Annotated in this window: 3 protein-coding genes; all 3 read right to left on the reverse strand. The window is 69.8% G+C overall.

Translation table 11 applies throughout. From position 1 onward, the window contains the following. Nucleotides 1–124: 124 nt before the first annotated feature. A complete protein-coding gene (locus tag ACWEVN_RS47400; protein ID WP_310974269.1) occupies nucleotides 125–901 on the reverse strand; it encodes a mechanosensitive ion channel family protein in 777 nt (258 codons plus the stop codon). Between the two features lie 257 nt (nucleotides 902–1,158). Beyond that, nucleotides 1,159–2,376: an ABC transporter permease gene (locus ACWEVN_RS47405; RefSeq protein ID WP_449682824.1), complete on the reverse strand. Its 1,218-nt coding sequence runs from the start codon at nucleotides 2,374–2,376 to the stop codon at nucleotides 1,159–1,161. Continuing rightward, a partial coding sequence (locus tag ACWEVN_RS47410; RefSeq protein WP_452055650.1) for an ABC transporter ATP-binding protein occupies nucleotides 2,373–2,984 on the reverse strand: 612 nt, incomplete at its 5' end. The genes ACWEVN_RS47410 and ACWEVN_RS47405, both read right to left, overlap by 4 nt.

A 2,984-nucleotide genomic window follows, 5' to 3' on the forward strand; every position in this document is an offset into this window, starting at 1 on the left:
CCAACGCACCGAACGCCACATTGGGTGCGTCCAACGCACCGAACGCCACATTGGGGCGCTTGAGGCGAGCGCGGACGGGCCCGGCGGCATCCCCGTCCGCCGGGCCCGCGCCACTCCCCTTCGATCAGACCTGCGGGCGCGGGGTGCCCACCGGCGGGGTCGGGGTGCTGTCCACGCCGACCGCCGCGCGCGGGGCGGCCGGGCCGGTGCCCATCTCGCCCGTGCGCTGGGCCGGGGTCTCCAGCTGGTGCTCCATGTTCGCCATCCAGCCGCGCCAGCGGTCCTGGGCCGGCTTGATCAGGCCGCCGCCGAAGCCGACCACGATCACGCCGCCGATCGTCGCCAGCACCGCGATCAGCACCGGGCCGGTGATCGCCGTCGCGATGTTCACCTGTCCGAGGGCCGCGATGATGCCGAACGCCATGATCAGCCAGTAGGCCCCCAGCGACAGCGGGCGGGCCGCGCCCCGGCCGGACAGCGCGGACGCGACGACGTCACGCACCACCTTCGCGATCGCCGCGGCCACCACCACGAGCACCAGCGCCACCACGATCCGCGGCAGGAACGCGATGATGTCGTTGAGCAGCTGGCTCACCGGGTTGGTCGGCCCGAACACGCCGAACGCCAGCTGCAGCGCGATCAGCAGAATGAAGTAGTAGACCAATTTGACCAAAATCCCGGTCGCGTCGATCTTCTGCTGGCCGACCTTTCCGCTCAGCCCGGTCCGCTCGACCAGTTTCCCGAAACCGGCTTTCCCGAGCACGAGCGCCAGTCCTTTCGAGACGGCTTTCGCGATCAACCAGCCGATCAGCAGGATGATCAGGAATCCCACGAGTTTCGGGACGAACGTGGCCACCATGGCCCACGCCTGCCCGAGCCCGTCCTTCAGTTGCTCGCCCATACCGACTCCCTCCACGGATTTGCACCGGATCGTCGATCAAGTACCCAGGGGCGGCAACTCGTGCGCCCCACGATCGAGTGAGACGACTGGCGCGCGAAGATCACCCGTGGCCATACTGGTTCTACCGGTGGGGACCGGGGAGACGAGGCCGTCCGGCGCAGCGTAAACCGCAAGCGCCGGGCGGCCTCGAGCATTTGGCGCAAAAAGCACCGCTACCGGACGAATCCGGCCCCCGAGGCGCCGGGGGCCGGAAACCGTCAGGCGGCGCGCAGGGCGTCCCGCAGTTTCACTTTCGCGCCGGTGCGCATGACCGCGTTCCGGTAGATCCGCGCGGCGAACCAGATCAACGCCGGAATCAGCAGCACCACCAGCCCCACCGACACCACGGCTTCCCAAACGGGCACCCCGCCCATGGCCAGCCGCATCGGCATCAGCGTCGGCGAGAACACCGGAATCACCGAAAGCACCTCGACGAACGTGTTGCCCGGATCCGACGGCAGCACCGAAATGCCGATCACGTACCCGGCGATCACGAACATCAACGCCGGCGTCGTCACGCCGCCGACGTCTTCCTGGCGCGAAACCAGCGCCCCGAGCGCGGCGAACACGATCGAGTACATCAAGAACCCGAGCAGGTACCAGACGATCAGCCAGACGACAGTGCCCACCGCCGCCGAGACGGAGATCGTCAGCACGTCGGTGGCCAGCGCGGTCACCACCCCGCCGACGCCGATCACGACCATCTGGATCAGCCCGACCGCCCCGATGCCGAGCACCTTGCCCGCCATCAGCTGCCACGGCTTGATCGTCGACAGCAGCAGCTCGACCACGCGCGAGGTCTTCTCCTCGACGACGCCCTGCGCGACGATCTGGCCGTTCATCAGCAGCGACATGTAGATCAGGATGCCGGCGATGATGCCCAGCACGAGTTGCTGGCCGTTGTAGTCGTAGGGCTGCTCCAGCGGCGGGTCCTCGACGAACTTCGCCGAGGCGACCGCGGCCTCGAACCGGGCCGGGTCCCCGCCCAGCGCCGCCACCTGCTGGCTGACCGCCACCTGCTGCGACAGCACCTGCAGGACGTCCTTCAGGTTGCCGTCGAGGTCCTTCTTCACCTGGACGTGCACGCTCTTGCCGTCGCCGGTGAGCAGCGCGTCGAGCGAGCCGTCGGCCAGCTTGGCGCGCCCGGCGGCCTCGTCGGCGACCGGGACGACGTCGACGGTCTCGCCGATCGCCTGGCCGGTCGCCTTCAGCGGCGCCGAGAACCCGGCGGTCGCCGGGGTGTAGCCGACCTTCGAGTCGGCGCCGCCACCGGAGAACAGCTTGATCGCCAGGATGCCGACCACGATCAGCAGCAGCGTGACCGCGGTGCTGATGCGGTAGGCCTTCGACTTCACGCGGGTGCTGATCTCGCGGGAGGCGACCAGGCCCACCGCGGCCGCCGGGCTCATCCGGACGTCCGGGACCGGGGTGCTCATGCGGGGACCTCCTCGGTGCTCACGACGGAGCGGAACAGTTCGGTCAGCGACGGCTGCTCACGGGCGAATTCGCGGACCGGCCCGGTGGCCAGCGCCGCCTTGAGCACGGCCTGGTCGTCGGCGTCCTCGCCCAGCTCGAGCTCGGTCACCGCGCCCGTCCGGCCGAGCACCTTCACCCCGGGCAGGCCGTCGGCCCACCCGTCGCCGGCCTCGGGGACGTCGACCCGCAGCCGCAGCGCACCGCCGGCGCGCAGCTCGTCGACCGTGCCCCTGGCCACCATCTGTCCACTGCGGACGATGCCGACCCGGTCGCACAGCCGTTCCACCAGATCGAGCTGGTGGCTGGAGAACACGACCGGCACCCCCTCGGCCGCCTTCTCCTTGAGCACCTGGCTCATCACGTCGACCGCGACCGGGTCGAGGCCGGAGAACGGCTCGTCGAGCACCAGGATCCGCGGCTCGTGCACCAGCGCCGCGGCCAGCTGGACGCGCTGCTGGTTGCCGAGCGAGAGCTTCTGCACCTCGTCGTCGCGGTCGACGTGATGAGCCAGGTGCTCAAGGAGAAGGCGGCCGAGGGGGTGCCGGTCGTGTTCTCCAGCCACCAGCTC

This window comes from Amycolatopsis sp. NPDC003861 (genome assembly GCF_053605405.1).